The 16,638-nt window shown below is 72.4% G+C and carries 12 protein-coding genes and 2 pseudogenes; 9 read left to right on the top strand and 5 right to left on the bottom strand.

Annotation, left to right across the window (positions count from 1 at the left end; translation table 11 throughout):
- Positions 1 to 23: 23 nt before the first annotated feature.
- Positions 24 to 1,100: an SPFH domain-containing protein gene (locus ACZ6SA_RS08090; RefSeq protein WP_465827148.1), complete on the bottom strand. Its 1,077-nt coding sequence runs from the start codon at positions 1,098 to 1,100 to the stop codon at positions 24 to 26.
- Between the two features lie 92 nt (positions 1,101 to 1,192).
- Between ACZ6SA_RS08090 and ACZ6SA_RS08085 the strand changes: the two genes are divergently transcribed.
- The 7 genes from ACZ6SA_RS08085 (at position 1,193) to ACZ6SA_RS08055 (ending at position 10,678) form a co-directional block, all read left to right on the top strand.
- Positions 1,193 to 2,020, top strand: coding sequence for a class I SAM-dependent methyltransferase (locus tag ACZ6SA_RS08085; protein WP_465827146.1), 828 nt, complete (start codon positions 1,193 to 1,195; stop codon positions 2,018 to 2,020).
- Positions 2,021 to 2,058: 38 nt separating this feature from the next.
- Positions 2,059 to 2,982 (top strand): lysylphosphatidylglycerol synthase domain-containing protein, encoded by a 924-nt coding sequence (locus ACZ6SA_RS08080; RefSeq protein ID WP_465827145.1) that lies wholly within the window; start codon positions 2,059 to 2,061, stop codon positions 2,980 to 2,982.
- 95 nt (positions 2,983 to 3,077) lie between these two features.
- Entirely contained in the window at positions 3,078 to 4,193 is a 1,116-nt protein-coding gene (locus tag ACZ6SA_RS08075; RefSeq protein WP_347643234.1) for a glycosyltransferase family 4 protein, read from the top strand.
- Between the two features lie 17 nt (positions 4,194 to 4,210).
- The gene (gene manB / locus ACZ6SA_RS08070; RefSeq protein ID WP_465827143.1) at positions 4,211 to 5,305 is read left to right on the top strand and encodes a mannose-1-phosphate guanylyltransferase; all 1,095 of its coding nucleotides are present in this window, start codon (positions 4,211 to 4,213) and stop codon (positions 5,303 to 5,305) included.
- A gap of 30 nt (positions 5,306 to 5,335) precedes the next feature.
- Entirely contained in the window at positions 5,336 to 6,232 is an 897-nt protein-coding gene (locus ACZ6SA_RS08065; RefSeq protein ID WP_347643236.1) for a DNA-3-methyladenine glycosylase family protein, read from the top strand.
- 48 nt (positions 6,233 to 6,280) lie between these two features.
- Positions 6,281 to 8,854 (top strand): bifunctional FO biosynthesis protein CofGH, encoded by a 2,574-nt coding sequence (locus ACZ6SA_RS08060; RefSeq protein ID WP_465827142.1) that lies wholly within the window; start codon positions 6,281 to 6,283, stop codon positions 8,852 to 8,854.
- A 75-nt stretch (positions 8,855 to 8,929) separates the two neighbouring features.
- Complete coding sequence (locus ACZ6SA_RS08055) at positions 8,930 to 10,678, top strand: substrate-binding domain-containing protein (RefSeq protein WP_465827140.1); 1,749 nt, start codon at positions 8,930 to 8,932, stop codon at positions 10,676 to 10,678.
- Positions 10,679 to 10,719: 41 nt separating this feature from the next.
- Here ACZ6SA_RS08055 and ACZ6SA_RS08050 read toward each other — a convergent pair whose 3' ends face one another.
- From ACZ6SA_RS08050 to cofD, 4 genes and pseudogenes are all read right to left on the bottom strand, one after another.
- The gene (locus tag ACZ6SA_RS08050) at positions 10,720 to 11,448 is read right to left on the bottom strand and encodes a lytic polysaccharide monooxygenase (RefSeq protein ID WP_465827139.1); all 729 of its coding nucleotides are present in this window, start codon (positions 11,446 to 11,448) and stop codon (positions 10,720 to 10,722) included.
- Positions 11,449 to 11,539: 91 nt separating this feature from the next.
- A pseudogene (locus ACZ6SA_RS08045) lies at positions 11,540 to 12,028 on the bottom strand (nitroreductase family protein); the annotation flags it as partial.
- Between the two features lie 195 nt (positions 12,029 to 12,223).
- Positions 12,224 to 13,082, bottom strand: a pseudogene (locus ACZ6SA_RS08040) (coenzyme F420-0:L-glutamate ligase); the annotation flags it as partial.
- Entirely contained in the window at positions 13,079 to 14,017 is a 939-nt protein-coding gene (gene cofD, locus ACZ6SA_RS08035; protein ID WP_347643241.1) for a 2-phospho-L-lactate transferase, read from the bottom strand. The pseudogene ACZ6SA_RS08040 and the gene cofD, both read right to left, overlap by 4 nt.
- A gap of 181 nt (positions 14,018 to 14,198) precedes the next feature.
- Here cofD and ACZ6SA_RS08030 point away from each other — a divergent pair, with 181 nt between their 5' ends.
- Positions 14,199 to 16,016 (top strand): hypothetical protein, encoded by a 1,818-nt coding sequence (locus tag ACZ6SA_RS08030; protein ID WP_465827137.1) that lies wholly within the window; start codon positions 14,199 to 14,201, stop codon positions 16,014 to 16,016.
- A 319-nt stretch (positions 16,017 to 16,335) separates the two neighbouring features.
- Complete coding sequence (locus ACZ6SA_RS08025; protein ID WP_020546325.1) at positions 16,336 to 16,596, top strand: WhiB family transcriptional regulator; 261 nt, start codon at positions 16,336 to 16,338, stop codon at positions 16,594 to 16,596.
- Positions 16,597 to 16,638 lie beyond the last annotated feature (42 nt).

Below are 16,638 nucleotides of genomic sequence, written 5' to 3'. Positions count from 1 at the left end.
GCGGAGCCAGGCGGGTGTCGGGGTCAGGAGGGTGGCAGCGGGGGCGGCGTGTCGCGGAGCAGGGGCGCGAGGTCCGGCACGTCGCGGGCCGGGGTCCACTGCGGCATCCCGGCCCGCCACACCAGCGCGCCGGGGGTGAGCCCGGCGGCGGCCAGGCCGGCCGCGTCGAACGGTCCGCGCTGCTCGCCGTCCACTCCGAGGTACCAGGGGCCGGCGCCGGGCAGCGGGGGCGGCCCCTGCCGGGTGTCCGGACGGCTCTGGGGGGCGAGCGCCGCGGCCATCTGCCGGCCTGCGGCGATGCCCATGCCCAGCCCCATGCCCTCGCCCGCCCCGCCCGCGTTCTCCAGCGCTTCGGCCGCCTGGAGCCTCGCGTACTGCCCGAGGTCGCCCACGATCCCCATCTGCGAGCGTTTGTCCATCGCCCGCTCCACCTCGGGCGGCAGCGAGATGTTCTCGATGGTGAAGGTCGGGATGGCGATGCCCACGCCCGCGAGGTCGGCGGTCAGCGCCTCCGCCAGCCGCTGCCCCATCTCGTGCTGCCTGGCGGCCAGGTCGAGCAGCGGCACGCCGGCGGTGGCCAGCGCGTGGGCGAGCCGGCCCACGACCATCTGCCGCAGGTAGCCCTCCACCTCCTCCGTGCGGAACTGCGGGTCCGTCCCCGCCAGCTCGCGCAGGAGGGCGCGGGCGTCGATCACTCTGGCCGCGTACGCGCCGAACGCCCGCAGCCGCACCGGCCCGAACTCCGCGTCCCGCACCATGATCGGGTTCTGCGTGCCCCACTTGAAGTCCGCGAACCGGCGGGTGCTGGCGAAGTAGACCTCGGCCTTGAACGGGGAGTGGAAACCGTACTTCCAGCCCTTGAGCGTGGACAGGATGGGCAGGTTGCGGGTCTCCAGCGTGTACGTCCCCGGCGCGAACGCGTCGGCGATCTGGCCCTCGTTGACGAAGACGGCGACCTGCGACTCGCGGACGACGAGCTGGGCGCCCATCTTGATCTCGTTCTCGTGACGGGGGAATCGCCAGACCAGGGTGTCGCGGCTGTCGTCGAGCCATTCGACGATGTCGATGAACTCGCCCCTGATCTTGTCGAAGAACGTCACTTCGCCCCCGTTCGTCGGTTTTGAGCCAGGTCGGCCACCGTACCAAAGCGGCTTGACATCGGATTGGCGTCGCGGTCGGTACTGTGGCCACCGTGGTGAAGCAACGGGTCGCGCAGCTCGAATACAGCGAGTTCCAGTCCGCCATGCTCGACGAGGAGAAGCGGAGGCGGAAGGCCGCGAAGATCATCGCGGTGCTGGAGCACTTCCACGGCCCGCTGGGCGGGCTGACCGTGGGCGACGTGGGCTGCTCGGCCGGGTTCATCGCCGACGAGCTCGCGCAGGCCGGGGCCAAGCACACCATGGGCATCGACATCGACGTGCCGGGCCTGCGCAGGGCGGCCGACCGGTTCGGCGAGCGGGTGGCGTTCGTGTGCGGCGACGGCACGGCGCTCCCGTTCCCCGACGGGTCGGTCGACGTGCTGGTGTTCAACCACATCTACGAGCACGTGGTCGACCCCGACGCCGTGGTGGCCGAGATGCACCGGGTGTTGTCGGACGAGGGGGTGCTCTACCTCGGGCTCGGCAACCGGCTCGGCGTCATGGAGCCCCACTACAAGCTGCCGTTCCTGTCCTATCTTCCGCCGGCGGCCGCCGACCGCTACGTGCGGGCGTTCGGCCGGGCCGACCACTACTACGAACGTTTCCGCACCCGGCGCGGGCTGCGCAGGATGTTGCGCGCCTTCCACGTGTGGGACTACACGTTCCCCGTGCTGGCCACGCCCACCCGGTTCGCCGGGTCCGAGCTGTTCCCGGGGGCGCTGGGCAGGGTGGTGAAGGCGGTGCTGTCCAGGGTGCCGCGCGGGGTGCTGCGGCTGCTGCTGCCGGTCGTGCCGACCTACCTGTGGGTGGCGACCAAGAGCCCGCGGCGGCCCGCGGGCGCCGCGCTGCCGCAGCCGCCCGAGCCGGTCCGCCCGCTGTGAGCACGGGCGGATCGGGCGCGGGTGGCCCGGGACCGGGCGTGACCGGCGTGAGCGACGGCTCGGCCGGCGCGGGCGAGGAGGCGGCCCGCCCGGGGCGGTCCGTGGCCCGGGCCGCGATCAGGTACGGGTTCCTGCTGATCGCGCTCGGGTTCGGCGGATGGGCCGTGGCCGGGCAGTGGGACGACGTGGTGGCCGGATTCGCCGGCCTGACGTGGCCCGCGCTGGCCGGATCGCTGGTCGCGGTGGTCGCCGCGCTGCTCGGGGCCATGCTCATCTGGCGTACCCTGCTGTCCGACCTCGGCTCCCCGCTGCCTCTCAGAGCGGCAGCCAAGGTCTTCTTCGTCGGCCAGCTCGGCAAATACATCCCCGGCACCATCTGGCCCGTGCTGGCGCAGATGGAGATGGGCCGCGACCTCGGCGTGCCGCGCTCGCGCAGCGCGGCGGCGTTCTTCCTGATGATGCCGATCCAGCTGGCCACCGGCCTGCTCGTCACGCTGGTCACGCTCGGCTGGGACCGTTACGGCTGGCTGCTGCTGTTCCTGCCCCTGGTGCTGGTGCTGCTCGAACCCAAGGTCGTCAACGGCGTGATCGGCTACGCCCTGCGCCGGCTCAAGCGGGAGCCGCTCGAACGCCCGCTCACCCGCCGCGGCATGCTCGCCGCGCTCGGCTGGGCGCTGGCCGGCTGGACCGCGTACGGCGTGCACTTCTTCTTCATCGCACCCGAGAGCGGGCTGCTCTTCGCCATCGGCGCGTTCGCGCTGTCCTGGTGCCTGGGCATCATGACCTTCGTCGTGCCGGCCGGCGCGGGGGTGCGGGAGGCCGCCATGGTCGGGGTGCTGGCCCCTCATCTGGCCGCCGGTCCCGCGATCGCGGTGGCGCTCACCTCCCGTGTCGTCATCATCCTGGGGGACCTGATCTGCGCCGGGCTGGCGGGAATCGCTGCACGTCGCGACAAGGTGTGATTTGGGCCACGATTGAGGGGACGCTGGCCATAGGCTGAAGTCCAGAGGGGGACCTGCCGGGTCCCGCGTGGATCTTGAGGGGAGAAGATCTTCGTATGCCTCGAGTGCTCGTTGACGCGGCGGCGGTCCCCGCGGACCGCGGCGCGTTGATCAGATACGTGGACGGGCTGGTTGCCGGGCTCCACCGGGCCGGCGCGGACGTGGCGGTGGTCTGCCAGCGGTCCGAGGCCGAGCGATACCGGCGCCTCGCGCCCTCGGCGCAGGTCATCGCCGGGCCCGTCGCGATCACCAACAGGGCGGCCAGGCTCGCCTGGGAGCAGACGGGCCTGCCGCTGCTGGCCCGCCAGGCGGGCGCGGACGTGATCCACGCCCCCTACTACTCCATCCCGCTCGCCTCAGGGCTGCCGACGGTCGTGACGGTGCACGACGCCACCTGGTTCACCGAGCCTGACCGGCACCGGCCGCGGGCGTCGTTCTTCCGCTCCGCCACCCGTACGGCCGTGCGACGCGCCCGGCGGATCATCGTGCCCTCGAAGGCGACCAGGGACGAGCTGGTGCGCGTGCTCGCCGCCGACCCCACCCGCATCGACGTCGCCTACCACGGCGTCGACCTGGCGCAGTTCCACCCGCCGTCGGAGGAGGAGATCCGCCGGGCGGCCATGCGTTGCGGGCTGCACGGCCAGCCCTACGTGGCGTTCCTGGGCGCGCTCGACCCCCGCAAGAACGTTCCCAACCTGATCCGCGGCTTCGCCGCCGCCGTCGCGGCGCTGGAGCGGGCCCCCGCGCTGGTGCTCGGCGGCGGCGTGCACGACGACGAGGTGGACGCCGCCTGCCGCGAGGTCGAGGCCACCGTGAAGGTCGTACGGCCCGGCTACCTGGGCGCGTCCGATCTGCCGGGGTTCCTGGGCGGGGCGCTCGTGGTGGCCTTCCCCTCGCGGGGAGAGGGCTTCGGGCTTCCGGTGCTGGAGGCCATGGCCTGCGGCGCGCCCGTGCTGACCACCCAGCGCTCGTCGCTGCCCGAGGTGGGTGGCGACGCGGTCGCCTACACCGAGCCCGACGCCGGCAGCATCGGAACGGCGCTCGGACAGCTGCTCGCCGCGCCCGAGCGCAGGCGGCAGCTGCGGGATGCGGGGCTGGCCCGCGCCCGCGAATTCACCTGGGACGCCTCGGCCGAGGCGCATCTCAGCTCCTATCAACGCGCGATCGAATAGTTCGGTAACCTCGCGGAATGATGACGAGCTCATTGCCAGACCTCGAGGCGATCCTCCTGGTCGGGGGGCAGGGCACGCGCCTGCGCCCGCTGACACTGGGCACGCCGAAGCCGCTGCTCCCGACCGCCGGCGTGCCGTTCCTGGCCCACCAGCTCGCGCGAGCACGATCGTTCGGCGTGCGCCGGATCGTGTTCGCGACGTCCTACAAGGCGGCGATGTTCGAGCCCGCGTTCGGCGACGGGGCGGCGTTCGGGCTCTCACTCGAATACATGACGGAGGAGACGCCCCTCGGCACGGGCGGCGCGATCCGCAACGCCGCGGAGGCGCTCACCTCGGACCCCTCCGACCCCGTGCTCATCCTCAACGGCGACATCCTGTCCGGGCACGACATCGGCGATCAGGTGCGCACACACCTCGCACGGCGGGCCGCTGTAACGCTCCATTTGACAGAAGTGGACGACCCCACCCGATTCGGATGCGTGCCGACCGACGACTCCGGGCGGGTGACCGCGTTCCTGGAGAAGACCCCCAACCCCGTGACCAACCGCATCAACGCCGGCTGCTACGTCTTCACCCGGTCGATGATCGACTCGATCCCGCGCGACGAGGTCGTGTCGGTGGAGCGGGAGACGTTCCCCGGGCTGATCGAGTCGGGGGAGCTCGTGCTCGGCTACGCCGACCGCAGCTACTGGCTCGACGTCGGCACGCCCGCCGCGTTCGTCCGCGGGTCGCGCGACCTGGTGCTGGGCCGGCTCGCCTCGCCCGCGCTGCCCGGTCCCACAGGCGAATACCTGGCGCTCGACGGGGCGCGGGTCTCGGCCGAGGCCAAGGTGCAGGGCGGCACGGCCGTGGGCGCGCGGGTCGTGGTGGGCGCCGGAGCCTCCGTCGCCGGGTCGGTGCTGCTCGACGACTGCGTCATCGAGCCCGGCGCCGTCGTGACCGACTCCGTGGTGGGCACGGGGGCGCGGGTCTGCGCGGGCGCGGCGGTGCACGACGCGGTGATCGGCGACCGGGCCGTCGTCGGACCGGGCAACGAACTGCAGCACGGCGCGCGGGTCTGGCCCGACATCGCGCTGCCCGAACGCGCGGTGCGCTATTCCAGCGACGTCTGAGACGCCGCACGATCGCGGCACACTGTAAGGGTGAAGGAGCGCAGGTGGGGGCCCCGCGGGCCGCTTGACGTGGGGCTGGCGCTGCAGCCGCACCGGCGGGGTGGCGGCGACCCCACCTGGCGCCGCGGCGGTGACGGCGCCGTGTGGCGCACGTCCAGGACGCCCGACGGGCCCTGCACGCTGCGGGTGAGCGTCGAGGGCGGGTCCGTGCACGGGCGGGCGTGGGGGCCGGGCGCGGAGTGGGCGCTGGAGACGCTGCCGGCGCTGCTGGGGGCCGACGACGATGTTTCGGGCTTCAGCGTCAGGCACGAGGTCCTGGCGGAGGCCGTACGCAGAAATCCGGGGTTGCGGATCGGCAGGACCGGCCGCGTCATGGAGGCGCTCGTCCCCGCCGTGCTGGAGCAGAAGGTCGTCGGGCAGGAGGCGTGGCGGGCCTGGCGCTGGCTGCTCACCCGCTACGGCGAGCCCGCGCCGGGGCCCGCTCCCGAAGGCATGCGGGTCGTTCCCGAGACCGCGGTGTGGCGGCAGATCCCGAGCTGGCACTGGCACCGCGCGGGCGCCGAGGCCGTGCGCGCCAGGACCATCGCGAACGCCGCCTGGCACGCCGCCAAGCTGGAGGCCGCCGCCACCACGGAAGAGCTCGACCGGCTGCTGCGGGCGCTGCCGGGGATCGGGGTGTGGACGTCGGCCGAGGTGCGCCAGCGCGCGTTCGGCGACCCCGACGCGGTGAGCGTGGGCGACTTCCACCTGGCCAAGCTCGTGGGCTACGCGCTGACGGGGGAGAAGACCGACGACCAGGGGATGTTGCGGCTGCTTGAGCCGTACGAAGGGCATCGGCACCGCGCCGCGGTGCTGGTCTGGCTCACCGGGCTGCGCCCGCCCGCCCGCGGGCCGCGGATGCCCGCGCGCGACTACCGGGCGTTCTGAGCCGCCCTGGGTGCGAGCGGCGAACCCAGCTCCACGTACTGTGCCCTTATGAGTCCCGTCAGCGATTCCGCGCTCCGCCGTGCTCTCGCCCGTGCCCGCGACGGCAAGGCCATCGACGTCGCCGAGGCGACCGTCCTGCTGCACGCCCGGGGCGAGCAGCTTGACGCCTCGCTCGACCACGCCTCCCGCGTACGCGACGCCGGGCTGGCGGCCGCCGGCCGCGAGGGCGTCATCACCTACAGCAGGAAGGTGTTCATCCCGCTGACCCGGCTCTGCCGGGACCGGTGTGGCTACTGCACGTTCGCGACCGCGCCGCACAGGCTGGAGTCGCCGTTCCTGAGCCCCGACGAGGTGCTGGAGATCGCCCGGCAGGGGGCGGCGATGGGGTGCAAGGAGGCGCTGTTCACGCTGGGCGACCGGCCGGAGGACCGCTGGCGCCAGGCCCGCGAGTGGCTCGACGCGCACGGCTACGACGACACGCTCTCCTACGTGCGGGCCATGGCGATCAGGGTGCTGGAGGAGACCGGGTTGTTGCCGCATCTCAACCCGGGGGTGCTGAGCTGGCGCGACCTGCAGCGGCTCAAGCCCGTCGCGCCGTCCATGGGGATGATGCTGGAGACGACGTCGCGGCGGTTGTTCGAGGAGAAGGGGCAGCCCCACCACGGATCGCCGGACAAGGACCCGGCCGTGCGGCTGCGGGTGCTGGAGGACGCCGGCCGCAGCGGCGTGCCCTTCACGACCGGGATCCTCATCGGCATCGGCGAGACGGTGGAGGACCGGGCTGAGTCGATCTTCGCGATCCGGCGGGTGGCCCGCGAGTACGGCGGCATCCAGGAGGTCATCGTCCAGAACTTCCGCGCCAAGCCGGACACCGCCATGCGCGGGCTGCCCGACGCCGACCTGCAGGAGCTGGCGGCCACCATCGCCGTCGCCCGCCTCGTCCTCGGCCCCCGCGTCCGCCTCCAGGCGCCGCCGAACCTGGTGGACGCCGAGTACGCGCTCATGATCCGGGCGGGCATCGACGACTGGGGCGGGGTGTCGCCGCTCACGCCCGACCACGTGAACCCGGAGCGGCCCTGGCCGCAGATCGAGGACCTCGCGGCCCGTACCGCCGAGGAGGGCTTCCAGCTGCGGGAGCGGCTGACGATGTATCCCGAGTACGTGCTGGCGGGAGAGCCGTGGCTCGACCCGCGGCTGCTCGGGCACGTGGCCGCCCTGGCGGACCCCGCCACGGGCCTGGCCAGGCAGGACGCCGTCCTGCGCGGGTCGCCCTGGCAGGAGCCCGACGGGGGGTTCGCCGCGTCGGGCCGGGTCGACCTGCACGTCGAGGTCGACACGACCGGGCGGACCAGCGACCGGCGCGACGACTTCGACCAGGTCTACGGCGACTGGACCGCACTCCGCGACCGCCTCGCCCCGGATCCCGCCACGCCGGCCGGCGGCGGGGGCGCGACGCCCGGCGAGGTGCGGGCGGCGCTCAGGCGGGCCGAGGCGGATCCCGCGGGCCTGACGGACGCCGAGGCGGTCGCGCTGCTCGGGGCGGAGGGCGAGGCGCTGGACGAGCTGGCGGCGATCGCCGACGGGCTGCGCAGGGAGGCGGCGGGGGATGACGTGACCTACGTCGTCAACAGGAACATCAACTTCACGAACGTCTGTTACACCGGCTGCCGCTTCTGCGCGTTCGCCCAGCGCAGGACCGACGCCGACGCGTACACGCTGAGCCTCGACCAGGTGGCCGACCGGGCGCAGGAGGCGTGGGAGGCGGGGGCGACCGAGGTGTGCATGCAGGGAGGCATCCACCCCGACCTGCCCGGCACGGCGTACTTCGACATCGCGAGGGCGGTGAAGGCCAGGACGCCGGGCATGCACGTGCACGCGTTCTCCCCGATGGAGGTCATCAACGGCGCGAGCCGGACGAACATGTCCGTCCGCGCCTGGCTGGAGGCCGCCAAGGAGGCGGGCGTCGACTCGTTGCCCGGGACGGCGGCCGAGATCCTCGACGACGACGTGCGGTGGGTGCTGACCAAGGGCAAGCTGCCGGCCGCCGAATGGGTCGACGTGATCACCACGGCGCACGACGTGGGCATCCCCACGACGTCCACCATGATGTACGGGCACGTCGACAACCACCTGCACTGGGTCAGGCACATCAAGCTGATCCGGCGGCTCCAGGAGAGGACCGGCGGGTTCTCGGAGTTCGTGCTGCTGCCGTTCGTGCACACCAGCGCCCCCATCTACCTGGCCGGCCTGGCCAGGCCGGGCCCCACGGCGCAGGAGAACAGAGCCGTGCACGCCCTGGCCAGGATCCTCCTGCACGGCGCGATCAGGAACATCCAGTGCTCCTGGGTCAAGCTCCGCGACGACCTGTGCCGCCAGGTGCTCCAGGGCGGCGTGAACGACCTCGGCGGCACGCTCATGGAGGAGACCATCAGCCGGATGGCCGGCTCGGAGAACGGCTCCTACAAGACCATCAGCGAGCTGCGGGAGATGGTCGAGGCCACGGGCCGCCCGGCCAGGCAGCGCACCACCGAGTACGCGACTCCGGCGGCGGAGCGGCTGCGGGCCTCGCAGGCGAGTGACGGGGTGTGCCAGAGCGTCAGGAGGGCCCTCCCGATCGCCTAGTTATAACATGTTCTAACAAGGCGCCCGCCACGGGAGGCGCTGGAAGAATCGTCACTCCCCGGAGAGAGGTTCACCGTGCGGTTGGGTCGGCACCGTGCCGCGCTACCCCCTGAGCGGCGGCGCAGGAAGGCGTTCCGGCGGGGCATGCTGGCGACGCTCGCGGCCGTGGCGATCGTCGCGGCGGGCGCCGTCGCGGTGCTCGGCGGCGGGGGCGTGCTGTGCAGCGCACGAGAGCCTGTTCTCGTGAGCGTGGCGGCGGCCGTCGACGTGGCGCCCGCGGCGATGGAGGCCGCGGGGCGGTTCAACGAGACCAAGACGGCGGTCGGCGGCAGGTGCGTGCTGGTCCAGGTGACCGAGCACCCGCCCGCCACCGTCCTGCGCACGCTGATCGGCGACCGGGCGGGCGTGCTGCGCGAGCGGCCCGACGGCTGGATCGCCGACTCCTCCGCGTGGATCAGGCTGGCCCGCCAGCAAGGGGCGAGCGCGCTGCCCGCGGGCGAGAGCGTGGTGGCCACGTCGCCCCTCGTGTTCGCGACCCGCCAGTCGCTGGCCGAGCGGTTCTCCGTCGGCAAGACCGAGATGAACTGGCGGATGGTCTTCCCCTCGACCGTGCGCGGGCGGCTGACGCCCACCGAGGACGAGCCCGACATCGTCCGCGTGCCCGACCCGTCCCTCGCCGGGGCGGGCATCGCCACGGTGGCCGCCGCCAGGGACGTCGTCGGCACGGGCCCGGAGGCCGACAAGGCGCTGACCGCGTTCGTACGGTGGGCGCAGGCCGGTTCGGCGCCCGACTACCGCAGCATGCTGGACGCGGTCGACGACCGCGCGTTCTGGAAACGACCGGTCGTGATCGTCCCCGAGCAGTCGGTGCGGCAGCACAACCTGCGCCCGTCGGACGACCCGGTGGTGGCGCTGCACCCGCGCGAGGGCACGATCAACCTCGACTACCCGTACGTGGTCACCGCCACCGACCCGGCGGTGGCGGAGGCGTCCGCGGCCTTCGCTGGCTGGCTGGAGGGGCCGCAGGCCCAGGAGATCGTACGGCGGGCCGGGTTCAGGTCGGGAGACGGGCGGCAGGGGCCGATCTCTCCCGGGCCGCAGGTCCCCTCGGCGGCCCCGAAGACGAGGCCGTCGGTGTCGCCGCAGGACATCGACGCGGCGCTGGCCGCCTGGAGCAGGCTGGCACCGCCGACGAACATCCTGGTGCTGACCGACGCCTCCAAGCACATGGCGGAGAAGCTGAACGGCAGGACCAGGATCAGGGTGGCGCTGGACGCGGCCAAGATCGGGCTGCGGTTGTTCCCCGACTCCACGCGCATGGGTTTCTGGGAGTTCGCCGACCGGCTCGGCGGCATCAAGGGCTACCGGGAGCGGGTCACGCTCGGGCCGATCAACGAACCCGAGTCGGGCCAGGTGATCCGGCGCAGCCGGCTGGACGAGCTGACCAGCACGATGACCGCCCACCCGAAGACGGACAGCTCGCTCTACGACTCGATACTCAGCGGCTTCCGCAAGGTCACCGGCGACTACCGCGACGACATGAACAACGCCCTCCTGGTGATCACCGGTGGCCGCGACGACGGCCAGGGCACCGACCTCGCGGGGCTTGTCCAGGCCTTGCGGGACGGGTGGAACCCGGACCGGCCCGTCCAGATCATCATCATCGCGTTCGGCAAGGACGTGGACCGGTCGAGCCTGTCGCAGATCGCGGCCGCCACGAACGGCTCGCTGCACGCGGCGAAGGAGCCGGAGGAGATCATCGACGTCTTCCTCGCCGCGCTGGCCCGCCGGCTCTGCCACCCCACCTGCAAGCCGACGACGTGAGGGCCGCGTGAAGGGGGCGCGGGACGCCCCCTTCAGCGGTGCTAGGCGCGCTGCCAGAGGGCGGGAACGTTGGGCGGTTCCCACCCGGCGATGGCGGTGTGCGCCTGGACGCACCGGTAGGTGGCGCCGTTGTAGGTGACCGTGCTGCCGGTCGTGTACGCCGTGCCGGCCTTCCAGGTGCCCGAGGGAGTCGTCGGGGTGCTGGTCGGGGTCGGGGTCGGGGTGGGCGTCGGCGTGACGGTCGGGTCCGGGTTGCTCCCGCCCCCGATGCGTACGTCGATGCACGAGTAGAAGGCGTTGGCCGTGTCGGCGATGTTCCAGATCGCCAGGATCTTCTGCCGCCCGGAGAACCCGGAGAGGTCGACCGTGTGCGAGACCGTGGGAGGCGGCTGCCTGCCGCCGCCGTCGAAGACGGCCACCCGCGTGCCGCCGATGTAGTACTCGAAGTCGCGCGTGGCGTGCTGGACGGTGAACGTCCAGGTGAAGGTCGTGGTGCCGCCCACCGAGGCGACGGGCCACGGCTTGCTCTCGTCGCTGAGCTGGGCGAACTGCGGGAGGTTGGCGTGGCAGCTGCGCAGGCCCTTCGGTCCCTCCACGCTCTGCGGCTCGTAGATGATGTTGCCGCAGTCGGGCACCTTGCCCTGGGCGCAGTTGGCCTGGCGGCTCGGCGGCGAGTTCACGTAGCCGTGGGCGAACGCGGGTGCGGTGTTGAACACCGTGGTGGCGAACGCGACCACCACCACGGCGAGTAAGGTCAGCGTTCTTCTCATTCGGCGGCTCCTTCACATGGGGGGATGAGCCGAATGTAAAGGAAACTTTCCTAACGGTAAATGCCCGGATGACTGGAGTTCCGTCACCCGGTCAACGCGTGACGATGAAGTCGTCAGGATCGCGCGGCGCCCGCTCGCGCGGCGGCGCGGCCGCGTGCCCGACGGCCACGCAGCCCATCGGATCCCACGACCCGGGCAGGCCGAGCACCTCGCGCACGACCGGCCGGCAGAACATCGTGGACGACACCCACGCCGACCCGAGCCCCTCGACGGCGAGCTGGATCAGGAAGTTCTCCACCCCGGCGCCCGTCGCCACGACGAACATCTCCCGCTCGGAGGCGTTGCGCCGCTCGTCGCGGTAGGTGTGGGAGCCCTCCATCACCAGGCACGGCACCACCAGACAGGGCGCGTTGCGAAGCACGTCACCACGCTTGATCCGCTTGGCGATCGACTGCTCGGTGAACCCGTCGCCGCGCAGATCGCGAATCCACGCCTCGCGCATCGCGTCGAGCAGTTTCGTCCTGGTCTCGGGCGACTCGACCAGCACGAACCGCCACGGGGTCGTGTGGTGGGGGGGGGGGGGGGGGGGGGGGGGGGTGTGGGGGGGGGGGGGAGGGGGGGGGGGGAGGGGGTAGCGGGGGGGCGCCGCGTGGTTGTCGTGGGAGGCAGATCTGCAGACCACACCCCAGGCGGGGAAGGGGGGCGGGTGTGGTGGGGTTGGGGGGGCAGGAGAAAAGAAGGGGGGGGGGGGGGGGGGTGTGCCCCCCCCCCCCCCCCCCGATGCCCGCCGCCACCGCCCTGCGCACGGCCGCGGAGTCGACGGGCCGGTCGGCGAACTCCCTGATCGTCCTGCGGGCGAACACCACGTCACGCGACCCGTAGCGGAACAGGTCTTCGTCGGCCGCCCGCACGAGAGGCCTGACGCCCGGCCCGTCGTCGTCGGTGACCAGGTGGGACAGCCCGCGCACGATCGCCACGGGAACCCCGCCGAGCTTGCCCTTGACCAGCTCGGCCGCGCCCGCGATCTCGTCGGCCAGCGCCGTGACCGTCGCGCCCAGCTCGTTGCCGTAGCCGTCGGACGTGCCCCGGAAGTCGTCGAGCGGCCGCACGCCCGCCGCCCCGATGGCCACGTCGGTGAGGCCGTTGCGCCACGGCCGGCCGAACGTGTCGGAGACGATCACTCCGGCGCGCACGCTCAGGCCGGCCCTGATGCGCCTGGCCGACGCGTCGGGATCGGCGGGCAGGAGCAGCACGGTGCCGGGCTCGGTGTTGGAGGCGTCGACGCCGGCGGCGGCCATGACGAAGCCGTGGCGGGTCTGCGAGATCACGGTGTCGCCGCGCCGGGCCACCACGCGCTCGGTCTCGTCCTCGATCGCCTGGGCGCGGTCGGGCGCCTGCCGTACCCTGCCCTCCGCCTTGCTCACGATCTTCGAAGTGACGACCACGACGTCGCCGTCACGCAGCCCCGCGTCCTTGAGCAGGGTCGCCACGTCGTCGCCCGGCCGCACCTCGCCGATGCCCGTGACCGCGATCACCTCGATCCGCCGCGCGGGGCCCGCGGGCTCGGGAGCCCGCGACCGGTGGGAGGCGGTCCCGGGCGACGGGTGGGGCGACGGGTGCTGGGAGGCGGTCATCGGGCGAGCTCCAGGGCGAGGTCGAGTGCGGTGCGGGCGATGCCGGCGGCGGCGTCGGAGTCATGCATGAGGATCGGCCTGGCGACCACCCTGACGCCGTCGAGGGCGACCGCGTGATCCTCCTCCGCCACCAGCCAGCCGTCGACGAGATCGGAGCCGTACAGCTCCAGGACGGCCTGCGCGGTCGTCTCCACCCCGATGGCCGTCAGGCAGGCGTCGGCCATGCCCCTGACGGGCGCGCCGCCGATGATCGGCGAGACGCCGACCACGGTCTTGGGCAGCAGGGCCTCGCGGATGCCCGGGACCTGCAGGATCGTGCCGATGCTCACCACCGGGTTGGACGGCGGCAGGATGACCACGTCGGCCTGCTCGACGGCCTCGAGCACGCCGGGCGCGGGCTTCGCGGTGTCGGCCCCCACCAGCGCGAACGACTGGGCGGGCACCGAGGCGCGCAGGCGTACCCACCACTCCTGGAAGTGCACGGCGCGCTTGCCGCGGTCGTCCTCGATCACGACGTGGGTCTCGCAGCGGTCGTCGGTCATCGGCAGCAGCCGCACGCCGGGTTGCCAGCGCGCGCACAGCGCCTGCGTGATCTGCGAGAGCGGATAGCCCGCCTCCAGCATCTGCGAGCGCACGATGTGGGTGGCGAAGTCGCGGTCGCCCAGCCCGAACCACTGCGGCTCGACGCCGTAGGCGGCCAGCTCCTCCTTGACGACGTGGGTCTCCTTGGCCCGGCCCCAGCCCTGTTCCTCGTCGATGCCGCCGCCCAGGGTGTACATCACGGTGTCGAGGTCGGGGCAGACCCGCAGGCCGAACAGGGTGATGTCGTCACCCGTGTTGCCGATGACGGTGATCGAGGCGTCTGGCTCGGTGGCGCGCAGGCCGCGCAGGAAACGGGCGCCGCCGATGCCGCCGGCGAGGGACACGATGTGCATGCGGCCCAGTCTTCCACCGGGCTCTGGCAGGCCCGCCCCGGGACCGGTTTTGGCCGTGCCGAAACCCCTGTACATGGGGATATTTGTAGAATTGGGATGGAAGAGGTTTCTGGGACTCCCGCGAGCCTCGTCAGTGATGTGGCAAACTCCCTTCGGGCTAAAGGGTCCGATGGGGGTAGTTGTGAGTAGATTTGACGTCGCCCGGCTGAGGGAGCCGGCCGCGTGGGCCATGGTCGTCCTAGGACTGATGTACGTCCTGGTGAGGTTCGGTCGCGTCCTGGTCGGTGACCCCGACACGACCATCATGGAACGTGCTTCCTGGAACACCCTCGACATCACGAGCCCGTACGTGGTGGCGTTGCTCGTGGGGTCCGTGCTGCTCCTCACCAAGGTCGGCGAGCCGTCGCCCAAGGCCAAGCCCGTCGCGTACGCCGCGGTGGCCGGGCTGGCGATGGCCGCGGTGGGCGGCATGCTCTCGCTCGTCCTCGGCGTGTTCACCGGAGACGGCGCCCGGTCCGCGATCGAGCTCGTGCTGCTGGGCGCGCCCGCGCTCGCGCTGACCGCCATCGCGCTCGTCTACCTGCTGCCGCAGGTCGTCCCCGACCGGCCGGCCGCGCAGGTCTACCAGCCCCAGTTCGGCCAGCAGCCCCCCTACTACGGCCAGCAGCAGCCCGCCCCCGGCTACGGCCAGCCCGGACAGCCCGGCCCGGGTCAGCCCGGTCAGCCCGGTTTCGGGCAGCAGGAGCAGCCGGCCGCGTTCGGCCAGCAGCCCGGTTACGGCCAGGAGCAGCCCTCCGGCGCGTACGGCCAGCAGGAGCCCGGTTTCGGCCAGCAGCCCCCGTCCGGCCAGCCCGGTTACGGTCCGCAACCCCCGTCGGGCCAGCAGCCCGGTTTCGGCCAGCAGCCCCCGTCCGGCCAGCCCGGTTACGCCCCGCAACCCCCGTCGGGCCAGCAGCCGGGATACGGCCAGCAGCCCCCGTCCGGCCAGCAGCCCGACTACGGCCAGCAGCCCGGCCACGGCGGACAGCCCGAGCAGTCCGGCTACGCGCCCCCGGCCGACAACCAGCAGTACGGCCATGACCCCCAGCAGGCCGCGCCCCAGCCGCAGATCAGAGGCGCGCTGCCCGCCGCCCCTTCGGACCAGCAGCAGCCGGACCAGGCCTTCGCGCCGCAGAGCTTCGGCCAGTCGGCCTACGCACCCGCCGACACGGCCCCCGCGGGCCAGGAGTACGCCGCTCCGCCCGCCGAGTACCAGCCGGCTCCGTACGTCCCCGCGGACAGCCAGCCCAACATCCACAACCAGCCCAGCCAGAACCCGTACGCCCCTCCGGCCGACCAGCAGAACCCCTACGCCCCACCCGCTGACCAGCAGAACCCCTACGCTCCCTCCCCGGACCAGCGGAATCCCTACGCGCCGCCGGACGCCGCACCCAGCGCCTTCGCCCCCGCCGAGCAGGCCTACCCCCCGGGTGACACGAGCCCGAACGTCCCGCCCGCCGGGGTGGACGGCCAGCAGCCGTACTTCGGCCAGAGCGCGTTCGACCCGCAGCAGCCGGACCAGCAGCAGGGCGGCCAGCCGTTCACGGGATTCTCCGGCCAGGAGTACGCCACCCCCCAGGCGTACCAGGAGCCGCCCGCCGACCCCCGTTCCCAGCAGCTCATGGACGCCTACCAGCAGGCGGAGACCTACCAGCACTCCTTGCCGGGGACCCAGCCCGAGGTGCGCGTGCCCGATTACACGGGCCAGCCGCCCCAGCAGTACGACGACCCGTTCGGCCACCCCCAGCAGCCTTATCAGCAGCCCCATCAACAGCAGGGCGGCGGGTACGAGCCGCAGCAGGGTCAGTACCAGCCCTCTCACCAGGTCCCGGCCGGGGACGCGACGATGCGGCTCGACCCGTCGTCGGGGCCGGACGCCTTCGGCGGCGACCAGCGCCGTCCTGGGGACGACCCGATCGACCCGACAGCCATATACACCCCCAATGAGCCACGCAGGTAACGGACCGGCAATGAACGGCTAGAGAGAAGGTGGGCCACGGGCGGCCGTCTATCCCGCCCTGGTACGGTTCGGACCGCTGACAGCGTTGAACAAGCCTGGTTGACGCCGCGCGCACATGGGTGTCGGCCGGGTGCGAACATCACATGCCAAGCACACCGGGGCGAGGTCTGGTCTTTCCCCGGATACCTGCATGCCGCTTGACGCCACGTGCGGCACGCGCGTGTAATTACAACCATGTTGTTACGCCTTCCAGTGGGTGGGTAATAAGGAAGGCGTCCATGGGGGGCTCCATTGCGGGCGGGCGGCAGGGAGGTGTGCAGTGACCGATCCGGTCATCGCACAGGATCAGCTTGACGCTGAAGAACTCGGATGGCAGGAGCGCGCCTTGTGCGCGCAGACTGATCCGGAGGCGTTCTTCCCGGAGAAGGGCGGCTCCACCCGAGAGGCCAAGAAGGTCTGCCGATCGTGCGAGGTCCGTGCAGAGTGCCTGGAATACGCACTCGAGCACGATGAGCGGTTCGGCATCTGGGGTGGGCTGTCCGAGCGGGAGCGCAGACGGATCAAACGCCAGGCCGTTTGAGAGATATGGGCGAGAGGGTCACGCGGCTGCCGTGTGGCCCTT

It is taken from the genome of Nonomuraea sp. NPDC049378 (genome assembly GCF_055586745.1).
The sequence above is the reverse complement of the archived record's forward strand: the minus strand, read 5'-3'. Positions and strand labels throughout refer to the sequence as shown.